Raw genomic sequence first — 15,102 nt, 5'->3', positions numbered from 1 at the left:
ATCATTGAAAGACGAGGTTGCGTTTAAATGGCTTTCCAAGGTGCTGAGTTTTTCGTTCGTTACAATCGCGACTAAAGACACAAATGCCACTGCTACAATACCGAAATAGTTCACGAATTTATCCAATACATCAAGCATCGGCAAGCCTGTGGTTGTACCGAATAAAATCACAGAAACCAACATCATAGGCAGACCTACGATAACTGTAACTTTTGTGCGACGAATGCGTAATTTGTCTTGTACCGCAGAAATAATCACTTCGATCACCGAAATAAAAGAAGTTAATGCCGCAAAGGTGAGGGAAGCGAAGAATAATACCCCTAGCACTTCGCCGAATGGGGCTTTATTGATGATGGTTGGGAATGCGAAGAACGCCAAACCAATTCCGCCTTTGGCAACTTCACTCACTTATTGCCCTGAGGCAGTTGCCATAAAGCCAAGTGCAGCGAATACGCCAATGCCTGCGAGCAATTCAAAACTACTGTTCGCAAAGCCAACGACTAAGCCATTGCCCGTTAAATCGGAGTCTTTTTTCAGGTAAGACGCATAGGTGATCATAATGCCGAAACAAATGGAGAGGGAGAAGAAAATCTGCCCATATGCGGCAATCCACACACTCGGGTCAGATAATTTCGACCAGTTCGGCGTAAATAACGCATCTAAGCCTTTTGCTGCCCCTGGTAAGAATAAGGACGACACCACTAACACCACAAACATCACCAATAGCACCGGCATTAAAATCGTGGAGGCTTTGGCAATCCCTTTTTGTACGCCAAGGGCAAGCACGCCAAGTGCTACTAGCCACACGGCGATTAACGGCCCAACTACCATTCCCACAAATTCAAAGCTGACCCCTTGAGCAATATCGCCCATTTTTAAGAAATCGTGTAAGAAAAAGTCGATAGGCTTATCGCCCCAAGCGGCATTGAAAGAAAAATAGGTGTAGCTCGCTGCCCAGCCAAGCACCACCGCATAGTAAATCCCGATGATTACATTCACCATCACTTGCCACCAGCCGAAGGTTTCGAAATGGCGGTTAAAACGGCGATAAGACAGCGGCGCACCGCCACGATGACGATGTCCGATAGCATAGTCTAAAAATAATAAAGGAATCCCCGCCGTTAAAAGGGCGACAAGATAAGGAATAATGAAAGCACCACCACCGTTCTCATAAGTGGTATAAGGAAAACGCCAAATGTTTCCTAATCCCACAGCTGAACCGATGGCGGCAAAAATAAAGGCACGGCTACCCGAAAAGGTTTCGCGTTTCGCTGACTGTGTCATATTACCACCTATAAACGTTAAAGAAATGTGAATATTAAGCAAATATAGCGGAATATGAGTTTTAGTCAATAGTTAAAAATACTATAAGCAGTCCTTTTTTTCTATATTTTGGCAGTTTTTATAGTTTTAAATTTTGCAAAGATTTTTATTTTTAGATTAATATTCTAAAAATGAGTTCCTCATAAGTAATCGTGCTAAAAAGCCTATCTTCTCCCCACATAAAAAACTAGCTTAAAAAAATGCAAAAAATTTTGTAAAAAATGGCCGCACTTTTGATTTTTACTTCAAAAGTGAGCCGATAAAAATGTAAATTAATGATGATTTGTTCATAAAAAATCTGCACCTTAATTGCTGGTTTTTACGTCCAAGTTTAGGGTGCAGATTAAAGCATAATGTATTTTTTTACTATTAAATATATTTATGAAATTTCAGGGCTAACCCAGTCAAATAGTTTTTTACTTCTAGGGCAAGTCATAAGATTTTCTAGTTCTTTCACACAATGCTGATAGTGTGGCGTTTTTCTATGCTCATTTAGAGCTTCTTCACTCGCGTAAACTTCATAAGCATAAAAACGTGTTTTGATTTCAGGGTCGCGTAAAACATCGAAACGAATATTCCCTTTTTCAGCACTTGTGCAAGCCTGATGATGTTTAAAAAGGGTTAAGAATTCTTCTTCTTTTCCTTCTTTCACATTAATTTCAACTAACATTGTAAGCATAATTGCTCCTTAATGAATTTGTGGTTAACTATTTTTTTCGTGAAGATAGAGTTGATAAGCTTTTTCCGAATTTTCACCGCCATGAACAACGGCATTCACGGCTTTTAACATCGCAATAGGTGAATCTGATTGGAAAATATTTCTTCCCATATCTACCCCTAAAGCGCCTTGATCTATAGCTTGATAGCACATTTCTAATGCATCGCGTTCTGGGAGCTTTTTCCCGCCAGCAATAACAATGGGAACAGGGCATCCAGCTGTAACACGCTCAAAGCCTTTATCAACATAATAGGTTTTGATTATATTTGCGCCCATTTCTGCAGCAATACGCGTAGAAAGTGAAAAATAGCGTTGATCTCTAGCCATATCTTTACCAACACCAGTTACAGCCATAATTGGCATTCCATAGCGATAACCTTGATCAACCAATTTGATAATATTTTTAATTGATTGATGTTCGTATTCTGAGCCAATATAAACTTGCGCCGCCATAGCCGATACGTTTAGTCTTAATGCATCTTCAATATCAACTGCAACGGCTTCATTCGATAATTCAGTTAGAATTGAATTTGCTCCTGATGCACGTAATGCAATAGGCTTATTAGTATCTGGAGGAACAACGCTACGTAAGATCCCTCTTGTACACATTAAAACATCAGTATATTCAAATAATGGTGCAATATTGAGATCTATGCGCTCTAATCCTGTTGTTGGGCCTTGAAAATAACCGTGATCAAAAGCTAACATAATTGTTTTACCTGTTTTAGGATTAAATATGTTAGCCAGTCTAGATTGCATTCCCCAGTCTAAAGCCGCACATCCTTTTAAATAAAATGCCTTATGTGTTTGGGGCTTATCTAATCCGAAGTCTTTTCCATCTTTGATATCATCTAAATCTGCCATTTTATTCTCCTATCTGATTTTAAAAATTATAGTTGTCAATATTATCTTTGGTAAAAACAACACGTTCAGGAAGGAGTACAATTCCATTTCCTTTCGCTTCATATTGATAACCTTGAACACTATTTGGTGATACCTCAACTTCACCAATATCAGGAACTTTAACTTTATCTCCTACGTTTAGTGTTCGGCCTTTTAAAAGTTCATTTGTTACAGCAATAGAAATTTCACCCTGTTTTACTACATCCCATAGACCAAATTGTTTTACTGTGCCGCGTTTTACATAAGGTCGCATGACATTTGGTGTACTAAAACCAACAATCGTAATTTTGTCATTTTTTAAGTTTTCTGCAGCTTGGGCGGCAGCAGGTAAGGCATTTGCATCAGGCGCAATAATAATATCTAAGTCTGGATAGGCCTTGATAATACCTTCTGCTGTTTGCAAAGATTTAATTGCATCATTGTAACCAAACTGAGTTGTTACAATTTCCCACTCTGGATGTTCTTTACTGATTTTCGCTTTAGCAGCGTTCACCCATTGGTTTTGATCTGTTACTGTTGGACTAGAATAGAAAAAGGCAACTTTAGCTTTAGGTTTAGTGACTTGATTAGCGGCCATTTCAACTAGCATTGAACCAAGTTGTTCAGGTGTGCCTTGGTTGATATAGTAGCTTCGACATTCAGGTTTTACATCAGAGTCCCACGTAAGAATTTTTACACCTCTTTTCATTGCACGTTGTAATGTAGAACAAAGTCCTTCAGGGGAAACCGCAGAAACGACAATTGCGTTATAGCCTTGATTCACAAAGTTATTAATTAATTGTACTTGGTTTGAAACGCTTGGTTCTGTTGGGCCATCGTAGGTAACATTTACACCCAGTTTTTTACCCATTTCAGTCGCACCTTGGCCGCCACTTGTAAAAAAGCCAACTCCAACGAGTTTAGGAATGAATGCGATTCTATCGGCAGCTTGTACAAAAGTTGCGGTTAAACCTAACATAATAGCAAGTGCGGTTGTTTTTAATTGCATTTTCATAGTGAGTCTCCTATTTTATAGTTGAACATTAATGAGATACTGCATAAATAAAAGTTAAAGATTAATTATAAAAGTCCTCCTTTATTTATTTTTGTTTTAAATAAAAAACATTCTTCTTAAGCCAATTCATAATAAAACTTCGATATATGCTGAATGATTTTCCAATTAGTACGATAATTAATAATGCTCCTGATAAAGCACTAGAAATTTCATTAGAGACACCAACCATTTGTAAACCCTGTTGTAGATAGCCAATTAATAGCGCAGCAATGGCTGTGCCAAGAACAGAACCCGCTCCACCATAGATATTTGCACCGCCTAATACAACAGCTGTAAGGACAGGCATTAATAATGAACTACCTAAGTCAGAACGAGCTGATCCAAAATAGGATACTAGTAATATTCCAACAAATGCTGCAACGGCACCTAATAAACCGTAAATAATAAATAAGGTTTGTTTGATAGGTACGGCATTATAAATAGAAGTGCGTTCATTTTGGCCAATTAAAAATATACTTCTGCCAATGACTGTTTTATGCATTAATAACCAGAATATTATAGCTATAATAATGAAGTAAATAATTGAAGTTGGAATGTTGAAAATACTTTGATTAGCGAAGTTTAATAAACTATCTGGAAAACCACCGATACCTTCATAACCAGTAGCGCCAGCAAATCCAGATAGTAATAAAGCTCCACCACCGTAAAGATACATTGTTCCTAGTGTAATGACGAGAGGATTAACTTTGGTGTACAAAATAAGACTTGCATTAAATAACCCACATAAAATTCCAATGATAAAAGTAAGAAAAATAGCAATGCTTAGAGGATAACCTAATTGAAATAAGACACCTAAAGATATAGCACAAAGACCGACAGTAGAACCAAAAGAAATATCCATACCACCACTAACAATAATCAGTGTCAGTGGTAATGCCAACATTCCAATATAAATAAAATCACTTGTGCTATATAACAAAATATTGATATCTAGCATTCTAGGGTTAAATAAACCAAATCCAATTATTTCTAAAATAACAAGAAAGAATAATGTTATTTCCCAGCTATATTTCTTTATCTGTAACATAATTTCTCCTTAATTTATTTAGTGTTAAGGAATCTGGAGTAACGTTGTAGTTTTAAGTTTTCACTAATCATTACTCTTATTCTTCCATCAAAAATTAATACACATAGTAAAACGAGTCCTGCAATAAAATTATTCCAATAAGCAGGAACTTTAAGTAAAACCAAGATCGTATCAATTTGTATCAGGAAGTAAGCGCCTAATACGGCACCGAGAATATTTCCTGCTCCACCAAGCAAACTAATTCCACCTAATACACAAGCAGCAATAGCTTTCATTTCTAAACCACTGCCAGTTGAGTTCGGAACAAAACCAATTTGTGAAGTGAATACTATTCCAGCGATGGCCGCCATTAATCCATTAATTGTAAATGCAAGGATTCGAATCTGATTTGTTTTCACACCAAGTTGTAATGCACCTTGTAGATTATCGCCTACGGCATAGAAATTGCGTCCATTTTGAGTACGAGTAAGAATGAAGTAAGAAATTAAAATAAGTATTAGTGTCATCCATCCAATGGGAGAGATAGATAACAAGTTAGGGGATGCAAGTAATTTTAAATCTTGTGGTAATCCTTCGATCCATTTACCACCAGTAATTAATAGCATTATTCCTTTGTACAAACCTAATGTACCTAGTGTAGCAACAATAGCAGGTATCTTTAATAAAGTAACAAGTATTCCATTAAATATTCCCGCTGCGATTCCACATAATAAAGTCATAAAAAATGCAGTAACCAGATTAAATTCAGCGTTAAGAAGACTACCCATAATTACAGCACATAGCCCCATTATTGAACCGATGGAAACATCAATGTTACGCGTTAAAATAACGAACGTTGTACCTAGTGCTAATAGGATAACAATGAGAGATGAATTAAAAATCATTGTTATTGTTTGCAAATGAAATCCATTACCTTCAAATCCAAGTAATAGAAAAAGAAATAAAATAGCAATTAGAATGGTTATTTCTCTATTGTTTTGAATGAATTTCCACATAATTTGGTGTCTCCTTTGAAATTTATCCGCCAAATGCAAATTGCATAATCTTATCGCTATTTATTTGATCACCTTGCAAACTACAGTTAATTTCTCCATCATGCATAACAAGAACACGATCAGACATTTTCTCGATTTCTTCTAGGTCAGAAGAAATGAAAAGCACGGCAACATTTTGTTTAGCGACTGATTTGATAAGTTGATAGATATCAGCTCTTGCACCGACATCAACACCGCGAGTAGGTTCATCAACGATCAGTAAACGTGGATTGGCTTCTAAACATTTAGCAATTAAGACTTTTTGCTGATTTCCACCAGATAGGGTGCGAATAGGTTGTTGTGGCATTGCATATTTTATACCCATCGCTCTTTTATAACGTTCTAAAGTAGCATTTTCTCTATTTTCATCTAGCCAGAATCCTTGATTGTAATAAGTGAGCGCACAGACATTCCAAGTAAGTGCCGCATCTAAATATAATCCTGAAGATTGCCGGTCTTCGGGAAGATAAACAATACCTTTTTGTAAACGCTGTTTTAATGAGAGAGAAGTAATATTTTCATTTTTAAATAAAATTTCACCGCACTTTGCTTTTCTTAAACCATATAAGGTTTCTGCAAGTTCTGTTCTACCAGCTCCTACAACACCAGCTAATCCAAGTATTTCACCAGGATAAAGATCAAAGGTGATATTTTTAAAACCTTCACCAGTTAAATGATTTACTTCAAGGATAGGAGAGTTAGTATCTTTAGTACGTAGATGACCAGGTAATTCTAACCAAAGTTTTTGTGTTTCATTAAGCTGAGCATTTTTCAAGCTGGGCTTAATTGCATTGATAATTTTTTCTTGAGTTAGGTCATTGGTTTTCCCTGTTAAAGCGATATATCCATCTCGCATAATACTAATGCGATGAGAGATCTGACATACTTCATTTAATTTATGGGAAATAAAAATGATACCTACACCTTTATCTAATAATGAATTAATTTTATTAAATAGATTTTCAGTTTCAGCAGGTGTTAAAGAAGCTGTGGGCTCATCAAGAATAAGCAAACTTGCGTTACGCATTAGTCCGCGCATAATTTCCACAAGTTGTTGATCTGCAACTTCTAAAGATCCTGCTTGCATATCAAGAGACAAATGAGAGTTTAGCTCTTTCAGCAATTCATTTAGTTTTTCTTCATTTTCTTTATGACGGGGTAAACTAAAAAGGATATTTTCTTTTACGGTTAAATTTGGAAAGAGCAGAGGTTCTTGTGGAACAAGATAGATTCCAAGACGATGTGCTTTCTGTGGGGAAAGTCTAGTCTGAATTTCACCACCAATTTTTATTGTGCCCCTATCAGCAGATTGGATACCAGCGATAATTTTCATTAATGTTGATTTTCCAGCGCCATTCCCACCTAATAGTGAGTGAATTTCACCAGCATATACAGAAAAATCTATATCTTTAAGAACTTCTACGCCTGAAAAGGATTTGCTGATATTATGTACATCTAATAAACATTTTTTCATTGAAGATTCATTATGCATAAGATGTTACCTTTAATGATTGAACAAATGTGAAATCCGAAATTCAATTTATCATAATGTTAGTTCCAAACATAAAATAAATCTGTGATCAAGATCTCATATTCAGATTATTTACCCTATAAATGGAAGTTTTTATCTGAAAGGTGATCTGTATCACAGTATTTGAAAAAATTGAAAATGAACAATTGATATTTTTATTATTCATATGAATAATATTTGTGAGTAGAAAATGAATGAAAAAAGACAAGAAATGAACGCATTATCTCATTCAATGACAGAAGAAGAGCTTTTAGCTCGTATTGCTTGGTTTTATTACCACGATAATTTAACACAAGGTGAAATTGGAGAAAGACTAGGATTGCCTAGGCTAAAAGTTTCTCGGCTGTTAGAGAGAGGGCGTCAGCATGGAATTATTAAAGTTCAGATTAACTCTCGGTTTACGGGGTGCTTAGAATTAGAACAGGCCTTACAGCAACGTTTTGATTTGAAATATATTCGAATTTTACCAGAGCTAGAACAACATGATCTGAATGAGCGCTTAGGAATTGGGGCTGCGCAATTATTAATGTCCTTACTCAAGCCTAATCAACTTTTATCCATTGGGTTTGGGGAAACCATTATGCAGACTATTAAATATAGCAATGATTTTATTACTCAGAATCAAATTAAACTGATTACCTTATCTGGTGGGGTTGGTCCCTATATGAAAGGTATTGGCCAATTGGATGGCTCTTGTTCTGTGAGTATTATCCCAGCGCCGTTAAGGGCTTCATCAATAGAAGCGGCTAAATTATTTAAAAAAGAAGCTTGTGTTAGGGATATTATGCTTGCAGCTTGTAGTGCTGATGTCGCAATCGTTGGTATTGGAGCAACGCGGCAGCGAGGACAAGCAACATTATTGCGTTCAGGTTATATAACAGAAGAAAAGCAGCAAACAATTAGAGCAAAAGGTGCTGTAGGAGATATTCTTGGTTATTTTATGCAAAAAGATGGCACATTACAGCCTGATATGCCATTGCATGAAGAGTTAATCAGTGTTTCTTTAGATAACTTGCAAAAAATTCCTAATGTAATTGGTATTGCAGGTGGAGAAAATAAGGTCGAAGCTATCCTAAGTGCATTATATGGGAAGCATATCAATTCATTGGTAACAGAAGAAAAAACGGCTCGTATGATCCTTGCACACCTTGTCTAGATGTTATAAGTGCGGTTGATTTTTTAGCGTTTTTTCAAGATTATTCAGGAGGGAACATGGAAAAGAAATCAGCCTATTTAATGGCATTAGATGCAGGAACAGGGAGTATTAGAGCGGTTATTTTTGATTTAGAAGGAAATCAAATTGGTGCAGCACAATACGAATGGAGTCATTTAAGCGATCCAAATATCCCAGGATCAATGGAGTTTGATTTAGAACATAATTGGGATTTAGCTTGTAAAAGTATTTCGACAGTATTAGATAAAACGAAAATAAGTCCCGATCAGATTTTAGCAATTTCGACCTGTTCAATGCGTGAAGGTATTGTCTTATACGATGAAAAACAGCAACCAATTTGGGCTTGTGGTAATGTTGATGCTAGAGCAACCCAAGAGGTGAATGAATTAAAAGAGCTTTATAATCATACATTTGAAGAAACACTTTATCATATTTCAGGCCAAACTTTGGCATTAAGTGCTGTACCAAGATTATTATGGCTCGCCCATCACCGTAGTGATATTTATCGAAAAACCAAAGCGATAACCATGATTAGCGATTGGCTCGGATTTATGCTAAGTGGGCAGCTTGCGGTAGAACCTTCTAATGCGGGAACTACGGGGATGTTGGATTTGCATACTCGCCAATGGTCTCCAATGCTGTTAGATATGGCGGGATTAAACTCTACTATTTTGCCTCCAGTTAAGGAAACAGGTGAAGTCTTAGGGCAGGTTACAAAGCAAGCAGCGGAAATAACAGGATTGAAAGAGGGAACACCAGTCATTGTAGGTGGCGGAGATGTTCAGCTGGGGTGTTTAGGGTTAGGTATTACAGAGCCTTCACAGGCGGCGATTATTGGGGGGACTTTTTGGCAACAAGTGGTAAATCTGCCAGCCCCACAGACAGATCCTGAAATGAATATTCGTATAAATCCTTATGTCATTTCTCCCTTAGTTCAAGCTGAATCTATTAGTTTTTTCACTGGATTAACGATGCGTTGGTTTAGAGATGTTTTTTGTGAAGAAGAAAAACATTTAGCTGAAAAACTTGGCGTTGATGCTTATAGCTTACTCGAACAAATGGCCGAAAAGGTACCAGCTGGAGCAAATGATGTTATACCTATTTTTTCTGATGCGATGCATTTTAAATCTTGGTATCACGCAGCACCATCATTTATTAATCTTTCGATTGATCCAGAAAAATGCAATAAACCTGTTTTATTTAGAGCATTAGAAGAAAACGCAGCAGTAGTCTCTTCTTATAATTTAGATCAGGTAGAAAAATTTTCTAAAGTTAAACTAAAAGAAATTGTTTTTGCTGGTGGCGGAGCTAAAGGAAAATTATGGAGTCAAATCCTTGCTGATGTTACAGGACTGATTGTAAATATTCCTGTAGTAAAAGAGGCAACTGCATTAGGTTGTGCGATTGCAGCAGGTGTTGGCGTTGGGGTTTATTCTTCTTTGGCCGAAGCAGGAAAAAAACTTGTCAGATTTGAACGAAAACATATACCAAACCCTAAAAATTATGAGCTTTATCAGCAACACAAACAACAATGGGCTGAAGTTTATCAGAAACAATTACAGCTTGTAGATGAAGGATTAACCACATCACTGTGGAAAGCACCAGGTGTAAAATAATCATTCAACTCATAAAAACAAACCTAGCCCATCAAGCTAGGTTTTTTATCGGATTAAATCGGATTAAAGTTCATCAAGCAAAGGTGCTACACCAGGCATTACACCGCGCCATAAATAAAAGGCGTGGGCGGCTTGGCCGACGAGCATTCCGAAGCCATCGCTGTAATGTTGTGCGCCTTGTTGTTTGGCGAGGGCAATAAATGGCGTGTCTGTGCCTTTGCTGTATTGCATATCGTACACCGCGCCAGCTTGTTGCAAAATGTTGGGGGCAATCGCCACGGTTTTTCCTTGTAAGCCGAGCGAAGTGGCATTGATGATGAGATCAAATTTTTGTACGGGAATGTCGGCAAGGGTGCAGCCTTGAATATTGCCGTAGGCGCTGAATTTTTCTGCCAATTCTGTGGCTTTGGCTAAGGTGCGGTTGGCCACAAGAATAGTTTGCTCCGCCTGCAATAAGGGAAATAACACGCCTTTGGTTGCACCACCTGCACCTAAAATTAGCACAGATTGTTGTGGTTTGAGCCAGCCTAAACGCTGTAAATCGCTCACCAGCCCCGCGCCGTCCGTGTTATCCGCATAAAGCGTGCCATCGGGGCATTTTTTTAGCGTATTACAAGCACCTGCCAGCAAACAACGTTCGCTGTGTTTATCGGCAAGCCTAAAGGCGCGCTCTTTAAATGGCGCAGTGATGTTGCAGCCTTTCGCCCCTTCAGCAAAAAAGGCAAGCAGTTGCTGTTCAAATTGTTGCTCATCACCAAGCATTGCTACATAGTCCAAATCTTGCTGCGTTTGCTCAACAAAAATACGGTGAATTTGTGGCGATTTACTTTGCGCAATGGGATTGCCCCACACGGCGTAGAGATCTTTGCCTTTGTTATTGATAGCCTTATTCATAAAAATCCTTATTAACCTTGACGAAAAAGTTGTTGGGTAAACAGATCGCGTATTTCCGAAGGGTTTTGCGCCGTGCCGATAACCATTTCTAACACAGGAAAGTGATCGCCAAATTGTGCTTTCACTTCCGCTGCCGTGCGACAAGGTGGCAAGCCGGTTAAATTAGCGCTGGTGGAGGTGAGCGCAAAGCCTGCCTGTTCGCAAAGCAGTTTTACCGCAGGGTGATCGCTGATGTGCACGGCAATAGTGGAAAATTGCCCCGTGAGAAATTTCGGCGTATCGGCTTTTGCTGGCACAACCCAAGTGGTCGGGCGATCATAATGGGCGTTTAAGCGCTGCCAGTGCTGTTCGGAAAGTTGGTGTTCATCAATAAAAGGCCGCAGAAAATCCAAATTTGGCGCAATTAAAATCAAGCCTTTTTGCACAGGGCGCTGTTTTAAAACTAATAATTTTTGCACCGCACTTTCACTCAATGGATTACAACCCAAGCCAAACACCGCCTCGGTGGGATAGGCGATAACTTCATTTTGTTTTAATTGCTCAACCAGTTGAGCCACATTCTGTTGGTTATTCATTGTCTGTTTCAAATTGATGACGGCACGCTTTGTTGGCACACAACCAAGTGCGATGCAAAGTGCGGTCGGTTTTTTCTTCTTTTTTTAGCGTACTAATAGGGTAAGCACATTGCGGACAAGGCACGGCATAAGGCTGGCTGGCAAGGGTAAATTTGCATTTTGGAAATTGATCACAGCCATAAAACACCTTGCCTTGGCGTCCGCGTCGTGGCACAAGATGACCTTTGCCACAAGCAGGGCAAGGCAAATGCGCTTGCTCAGGTTCAAGTTGTTCGTGAACGATATAATCACAGTGCGGATAATCGCTGCACCCGATGAACATACCAAATTGCCCTTGTTTTAATTGCAAAAAATGACCGCACTTTGGACAATGTTGATCTAAGTCTTTCAATACTTTGCTTTCGTGAGCGGGCTGTAATGGCTTGATAAAATCGCATTGCGGATAGGCGCTGCAGCCTAAAAATAGGCCTTTTTTGCCCTTTTTAATTTGTAGCAACGCGCCACATTGTGGGCAATGTTCTTCGTGCTTGGTGGCTTGGAATAGGCTTTTACTCATTGCATTGCTCACTTGAACTTAATAAATCAACCCCAACTTGACGCAGCAATTCCGCCGTTTCAAACACGGGCAAGCCCATCACACTGCTGGAACTGCCTTCAATATGAGAAATAAAGATTCCGCCCATACCTTGAATGCCATAAGCGCCCGCTTTATCCATTGGTTCGCCGGTGCGGATATACGCGGAAATTTCTTGTTCTGTCAAAGGCTTAAAGGTAACTTGGCTGGTTTGCACAAGGCTATGTTTTTGATCGGGCAAGCTGACACACACGGCGGTTAGCACTTGGTGCGTTCTGCCGGAAAGCAAGCGTAGCATTTGCGCGGCTTGATCGTGGTGCAAGGCATTTACGCCTATAAATTTATGAAATCCCTATGGGAACTCATCACCAATCTGCAAGAGTTGGATTCCAACGCCATTATGCTTTCCGTGCTAAATTTGATTGATGTGGTGATGATCTCCAATTTATTAGTAATGGTGATTGTGGGCGGTTACGAGATTTTCGTATCCAAGCTGCATACCGAGGGCCACCCAGATGAACCTGAATGGCTGAGCCACGTTAATGCTTCCGTGTTGAAAGTGAAACTTTCTATGTCGATCATCAGTATTTCGTCTATCCATATGCTACAAACTTTCGTCAATGCAGCAAATATGCCAGAAAAAACGATGATGTGGCAATTATTGCTTCATTTAGGCTTTTTGATTTCCGCTATCGCAATGGCTTATACGGATAAAATCTTGTATAGCACTAGCCATAAAAATCATTAATTTTTCCACCGCTCTTTATAAAAGAGCGGTTTTACTATCCGCGTTGCATTTTCTTTAATTGATATAAATAAGAAAGCGCCTGCTTCGGACTCATTTCATCAGGATCAAGATTTTCAATCATCTGCCATAGCGCATCTTTATGTTCGTTTTCTTCCATTAACAACAGTTCACCTTGCTCCTGTTGTTGTATTGCATTTAACTGATTGTTTTGTTGGGAGAATTTTTCTAACTGCGCTAGTTTTTGTTTGGCGAGTTTAATCACCGATTGTGGAACGCCAGCCAGTGCAGCCACCGCCAAGCCATAACTTTTACTTGCCGCGCCTTCTTGCACCGCGTGCATAAAGGCGATAGTGTCGTTATGCTCCATCGCGTCTAAATGCACGTTGGCAATGCCTTTTAACTGCTCAGGCAAGACGGTCAGCTCAAAATAATGCGTAGCAAATAAGGTAAGCGATCGTACTTTTTGCGCAAGCCATTCTGCACAAGCCCAAACAAGGGAAAGCTCGTCATAGGTGGACGTGCCGCGCCCAATTTCATCAATAAGCACTAAGCTGTTTGCGGTGGCTTGATGCAAAATATTCGCCATTTCCGTCATTTCTACCATAAAGGTTGAACGACCTGAAGCCAGATCATCTGATGCGCCAATACGCGTGAAAATGCGATCGATCGGGCCGATCATAGCACTCTCTGCTGGTACAAAAGATCCTATATAAGCCATTAGCGTGATCAATGCAGTTTGACGCATATAGGTGCTTTTTCCCCCATATTTGGGCCAGTTATGATCAATAAATGGCGATCAGCGCTCAGTTTCACTGGGTTAGCAATAAACGGATTCTTAGACACCTGTTCCACCATAGGGTGGCGGCCATTTTGAATATCTACGCCAATTTCATCGCTAAAGATTGGCGCAACATAGTTCAGGGTTTCAGCCCGTTCCGCCAAGTTGGTTAGCACATCTAATTCTGCCAAAGCAAGGCTTGCCAGCTGTAATGCGCCTAAGTGCGGTAATAATTCATCGAAAATTTCTTCATAAAGCTGTTTTTCCAGCGCAAGCGCCGCGCCTTTGGCTTTCAGCACTTTATCTTCATAGGTTTTTAATTCAGGAATAATGTAACGTTCCGCATTTTTAGGGTTTGGCGGCACACATAATGAATAGGCGCTTTGTGTGTTTGCCCTTGCGGGATCTGGATATAATAGCCGTGTACTGCATTAAAGCCGATTTTCAGGCTATCAATGCCCGTGGTTTCTCTCTCGTTGCTCTAGCTCTTCCAAATAACGGGTTGCGCCGTCCGAAAGAGAGCGCCATTCATCAAGCTCTGCGTTAAAGCCTTCTGCAATCACGCCACCATCACGAATCAACAAAGGCGGATTTTCAATAATCGCACGTTCTAATAGATCTAACTGTGCTGAAAAATCGGCAATTTGTTGAGAAAATGCAGCAAATTGCGGGCAATGTTGTTGATTAAGATAATGTTGAATCGCAGGAATTTGTGCGAGCGCGGTGCGTAAACGGGTGAGATCCCGTGGACGCGCTGAACGCAATGCCACGCGCGCTAAAATCCGTTCCATATCCCCCACTTGTTGCAAGTGCGGTTGAAATTCTGCCACTAAATCCTGTTGCAAAATTTGACTGATGGTTTGTTGGCGTAAGGTTAATTTTTCACGATTGCGAATTGGTTGATGAATCCAACGCTTCAGCAAACGGCTTCTCATTGGAGTAACGCATTTATCCAACACGGAAGCAAGGGTATGTGTGCCACCCGCGAGATTTTGGGTGAGTTCTAAATTCCGTCTTGTGGCGGCATCTAATTGAATATTCTCATTATTTTGTACCAAACTGATGCTTTGAATATGGGGCAACGCGGTGCGCTGAGTTTCCTTGGCATATTGTAACAAACAGCCCGCAGCGCAAAGTGATCTGCACCCCAAAA

Annotated in this window: 11 protein-coding genes and 4 pseudogenes; 3 read left to right on the top strand and 12 right to left on the bottom strand. The window is 39.4% G+C overall.

Annotation, left to right across the window (positions count from 1 at the left end; genetic code table 11):
• The 7 genes and pseudogenes from QV04_RS10915 to lsrA all read right to left on the bottom strand — a co-directional run.
• A pseudogene (locus QV04_RS10915) lies at positions 1 to 1,284 on the bottom strand (sodium-dependent transporter); the annotation flags it as partial.
• A gap of 418 nt (positions 1,285 to 1,702) precedes the next feature.
• Positions 1,703 to 2,002, bottom strand: coding sequence for a (4S)-4-hydroxy-5-phosphonooxypentane-2,3-dione isomerase (gene lsrG / locus QV04_RS10910; RefSeq protein ID WP_039090075.1), 300 nt, complete (start codon positions 2,000 to 2,002; stop codon positions 1,703 to 1,705).
• 24 nt (positions 2,003 to 2,026) lie between these two features.
• Positions 2,027 to 2,905, bottom strand: a complete 879-nt coding sequence (gene lsrF / locus QV04_RS10905) for a 3-hydroxy-5-phosphonooxypentane-2,4-dione thiolase (RefSeq protein WP_039136767.1) — start codon at positions 2,903 to 2,905, stop codon at positions 2,027 to 2,029.
• 19 nt (positions 2,906 to 2,924) lie between these two features.
• Positions 2,925 to 3,938, bottom strand: coding sequence for an autoinducer 2 ABC transporter substrate-binding protein LsrB (gene lsrB, locus QV04_RS10900; RefSeq protein WP_065230571.1), 1,014 nt, complete (start codon positions 3,936 to 3,938; stop codon positions 2,925 to 2,927).
• Between the two features lie 85 nt (positions 3,939 to 4,023).
• Complete coding sequence (gene lsrD, locus QV04_RS10895; RefSeq protein ID WP_065230570.1) at positions 4,024 to 5,025, bottom strand: autoinducer 2 ABC transporter permease LsrD; 1,002 nt, start codon at positions 5,023 to 5,025, stop codon at positions 4,024 to 4,026.
• Between the two features lie 14 nt (positions 5,026 to 5,039).
• Positions 5,040 to 6,020: an autoinducer 2 ABC transporter permease LsrC gene (gene lsrC, locus QV04_RS10890; RefSeq protein WP_065230569.1), complete on the bottom strand. Its 981-nt coding sequence runs from the start codon at positions 6,018 to 6,020 to the stop codon at positions 5,040 to 5,042.
• Positions 6,021 to 6,042: 22 nt separating this feature from the next.
• Positions 6,043 to 7,551, bottom strand: coding sequence for an autoinducer 2 ABC transporter ATP-binding protein LsrA (gene lsrA / locus QV04_RS10885; RefSeq protein ID WP_065230568.1), 1,509 nt, complete (start codon positions 7,549 to 7,551; stop codon positions 6,043 to 6,045).
• 229 nt (positions 7,552 to 7,780) lie between these two features.
• Between lsrA and lsrR the strand changes: the two genes are divergently transcribed.
• Both lsrR and lsrK read left to right on the top strand, forming a co-directional pair.
• Positions 7,781 to 8,746, top strand: a complete 966-nt coding sequence (gene lsrR / locus QV04_RS10880; protein WP_039172847.1) for a transcriptional regulator LsrR — start codon at positions 7,781 to 7,783, stop codon at positions 8,744 to 8,746.
• A gap of 80 nt (positions 8,747 to 8,826) precedes the next feature.
• Entirely contained in the window at positions 8,827 to 10,380 is a 1,554-nt protein-coding gene (gene lsrK, locus QV04_RS10875) for an autoinducer-2 kinase (protein WP_416083051.1), read from the top strand.
• A gap of 63 nt (positions 10,381 to 10,443) precedes the next feature.
• On the opposite strand, the gene aroE is transcribed toward lsrK, so the two are convergent.
• From aroE to QV04_RS10855, 4 genes and pseudogenes are all read right to left on the bottom strand, one after another.
• The gene (aroE, locus tag QV04_RS10870; protein WP_065230565.1) at positions 10,444 to 11,274 is read right to left on the bottom strand and encodes a shikimate dehydrogenase; all 831 of its coding nucleotides are present in this window, start codon (positions 11,272 to 11,274) and stop codon (positions 10,444 to 10,446) included.
• Positions 11,275 to 11,285: 11 nt separating this feature from the next.
• Complete coding sequence (locus QV04_RS10865; RefSeq protein ID WP_065230564.1) at positions 11,286 to 11,849, bottom strand: Sua5/YciO/YrdC/YwlC family protein; 564 nt, start codon at positions 11,847 to 11,849, stop codon at positions 11,286 to 11,288.
• The gene (locus QV04_RS10860) at positions 11,842 to 12,405 is read right to left on the bottom strand and encodes a type I DNA topoisomerase (protein WP_065230563.1); all 564 of its coding nucleotides are present in this window, start codon (positions 12,403 to 12,405) and stop codon (positions 11,842 to 11,844) included. Before QV04_RS10860 ends, QV04_RS10865 begins: the two co-directional genes overlap by 8 nt.
• Positions 12,398 to 12,730, bottom strand: a pseudogene (locus QV04_RS10855) (Maf family protein); the annotation flags it as partial. The pseudogene QV04_RS10855 and the gene QV04_RS10860, both read right to left, overlap by 8 nt.
• On the opposite strand from QV04_RS10855, the pseudogene QV04_RS10850 reads away from it, so the two are divergent.
• Positions 12,728 to 13,171: pseudogene (locus QV04_RS10850) on the top strand (TIGR00645 family protein); the annotation flags it as partial. The pseudogenes QV04_RS10855 and QV04_RS10850 sit on opposite strands and share 3 nt — an antisense overlap.
• Positions 13,172 to 13,205: 34 nt before the next feature.
• Here QV04_RS10850 and mutS read toward each other — a convergent pair.
• Positions 13,206 to 15,102: pseudogene (gene mutS, locus QV04_RS10845) on the bottom strand (DNA mismatch repair protein MutS); the annotation flags it as partial.

Origin of the sequence: Gallibacterium genomosp. 1 (assembly GCF_001678575.1) — a bacterium.
Lineage (GTDB): Bacteria > Pseudomonadota > Gammaproteobacteria > Enterobacterales > Pasteurellaceae > Gallibacterium.
This window is presented reverse-complemented; position numbering and strand designations above follow the sequence as displayed.

Excerpts from the sequence above, each read along its gene's own strand:
- QV04_RS10865 (WP_065230564.1), bottom strand. The coding sequence starts at position 11,849 with ATGAATAACCAACAGAATGTGGCTCAACTGGTTGAGCAATTAAAACAA.
- lsrF (WP_039136767.1), bottom strand. The coding sequence starts at position 2,905 with ATGGCAGATTTAGATGATATCAAAGATGGAAAAGACTTCGGATTAGAT.
- lsrR (WP_039172847.1), top strand. The coding sequence starts at position 7,781 with ATGAATGAAAAAAGACAAGAAATGAACGCATTATCTCATTCAATGACA.
- lsrC (WP_065230569.1), bottom strand. The coding sequence starts at position 6,020 with ATGTGGAAATTCATTCAAAACAATAGAGAAATAACCATTCTAATTGCT.
- QV04_RS10860 (WP_065230563.1), bottom strand. The coding sequence starts at position 12,405 with ATGAGTAAAAGCCTATTCCAAGCCACCAAGCACGAAGAACATTGCCCA.
- lsrK (WP_416083051.1), top strand. The coding sequence starts at position 8,827 with ATGGCATTAGATGCAGGAACAGGGAGTATTAGAGCGGTTATTTTTGAT.
- lsrB (WP_065230571.1), bottom strand. The coding sequence starts at position 3,938 with ATGAAAATGCAATTAAAAACAACCGCACTTGCTATTATGTTAGGTTTA.
- lsrA (WP_065230568.1), bottom strand. The coding sequence starts at position 7,551 with ATGCATAATGAATCTTCAATGAAAAAATGTTTATTAGATGTACATAAT.
- lsrG (WP_039090075.1), bottom strand. The coding sequence starts at position 2,002 with ATGCTTACAATGTTAGTTGAAATTAATGTGAAAGAAGGAAAAGAAGAA.
- aroE (WP_065230565.1), bottom strand. The coding sequence starts at position 11,274 with ATGAATAAGGCTATCAATAACAAAGGCAAAGATCTCTACGCCGTGTGG.
- lsrD (WP_065230570.1), bottom strand. The coding sequence starts at position 5,025 with ATGTTACAGATAAAGAAATATAGCTGGGAAATAACATTATTCTTTCTT.